Annotated in this window: 1 protein-coding gene; it reads right to left on the minus strand. The window is 41.6% G+C overall.

Going from position 1 to position 2176, the window contains the following annotated elements:
• Positions 1-2176: beta strand repeat-containing protein (locus AMD28_RS18575; RefSeq protein ID WP_420806039.1), on the minus strand; the 2176-nt coding region annotated here is incomplete at both ends.

Below are 2176 nucleotides of genomic sequence, written 5' to 3' on the forward strand. Positions count from 1 at the left end.
GGTGAACCTGTGATTCCGGTATAATCTACAATATCGCCTGCTGTTCCTGTGATTGTGAATGTTGCTGTTCCGCCAGAACAAGTAGAGGTATTACTACTTAATGTAACTGTTGGATTCGCATTAATCGTTACGGTTTCTGTGTCGGTGAGTGTTCCAGAACAGCTTGTTGCTGGATTGCTAACATTCGTTAAATTTATCGTTTGATCTGTGGTTACTCCAGTTACGCTGATGGTTGCAATTCCCGAAGCATCCAAAGTTACCGGACTTGCCGGTGAACCTGTGATTCCGGTATAATCGACAATATCACCTGCTGTTCCTGTAATGGTAAATGTTGCTGTTCCACCAGAACAAGTAGAACTATTACTACTTAAGGTAACTGTTGGATTTGCATTTATCGTTACCGTTTCTGTATTAGTAAGTGTTCCAGAACAGCTTGTCGTTGGATTGCTAACATTGGTTAGATTTATGGTTTGATTTACAGTCACTCCTGCCACAGTGACTATTGCTATTCCCGAAGCATCCAAAGTTACTGGACTTGCTGGCGAACCTGTAATTCCGGTATAATCTACAATATCACCTGCGGTTCCTGTAATAGTGAAACTTGCTGTTCCGCCAGAACAAGTAGAAGTATTGCTACTTAAGGTAACTGTTGGATTTGCATTTATCGTTACTGTTTCGGTGTTAGCAAGTGTTCCAGAACAGCTTGTCGTTGGATTAGTAACATTGGTTAGATTTATGGTTTGATTTGTGGTTACTCCAGTTACGCTGATGGTTGCAACTCCCGAAGCATCCAAAGTCACCGGACTTGCTGGTGTTCCTGTGATTCCTGTGTAATCTACAATATCACCTGCTGTTCCTGTAATGGTGAAACTTGCTGTTCCGCCAGAACAAGTCGAAGTATTACTACTTAAGGTAACTGTTGGATTTGCATTTATCGTAACCGTTTCTGTGTTACTTAATACTCCCGAACAACTTGTCGCTGGATTAGTAACATTGGTTAGATTTATGGTTTGATCTGTGGTTACTCCAGTTACGCTGATGGTTGCAACTCCCGAAGCATCCAAAGTTACCGGACTTGCTGGCGTGCCTGCTACTCCTGTATAATCTACAATGTCGCCTGCGGTTCCTGTAATGGTAAATGTTGCCGTTCCGCCAGAACAAGTGGAAGTATTACTATTTAATGCAACTGTTGGATTTGCATTTATTATTACCGTTTCGCTATTCGTTAATACTCCGGAACAACTTGTCGTTGGATTAGTAACATTCGTTAGATTTATCGTTTGATTTGTAGTTACTCCTGCTACAGTAACTATTGCTACTCCAGAAACATCCAAAGTCACCGGACTTGTTGGTGTTCCTGTGATTCCTGTGTAATCTACAATATCACCTGCGGTTCCTGTAATAGTGAAACTTGCTGTTCCGCCAGAACAAGTAGAAGTATTGCTACTTAAGGTAACTGTTGGATTCGCATTAATCGTTACGGTTTCTGTGTTGGTGAGTGTTCCAGAACAGCTTGTCGTTGGATTCGTAACACTGGTTAGATTTATCGTTTGATCTGTGGTTACTCCTGATACGGAAATGGTTGCAACTCCCGAAACACCCAAAGTCACCGGACTTGTTGGTGTTCCTGTGATTCCTGTATAATCGACAATATCACCTGCTGTTCCTGTAATGGTGAAACTTGCCGTTCCGCCAGAACAAGTGGAAGTATTACTATTTAATGCAACTGTTGGATTTGCATTTATTATTACCGTTTCGCTATTCGTTAATACTCCGGAACAACTTGTCGTTGGATTAGTAACATTCGTTAGATTTATCGTTTGATTTGTAGTTACTCCTGCTACAGTAACTATTGCTACTCCAGAAACATCCAAAGTCACCGGACTTGCCGGTGAACCTGTGATTCCGGTATAATCGACAATATCACCTGCTGTTCCTGTAATGGTAAATGTTGCTGTTCCGCCAGAACAAGTAGAAGTATTACTACTTAAGGTAACCGTTGGATTCGCATTTATAGTTACGGTTTCACTGTTGACCAAGGCTCCAAAGCAGCTCGTACTAGGATTAGTAACATTCGTTAAAGTCATCGTTTGATTTGTGGTTACTCCAGTTACGCTGATGGTTGCAACTCCCGAAGTATCCAAAGTTACTGGACTTGCTGGCGAACCTGTAATTA

The sequence above is a fragment of the Lacinutrix himadriensis genome (assembly GCF_001418105.1).
Lineage (GTDB): Bacteria > Bacteroidota > Bacteroidia > Flavobacteriales > Flavobacteriaceae > Oceanihabitans > Oceanihabitans himadriense.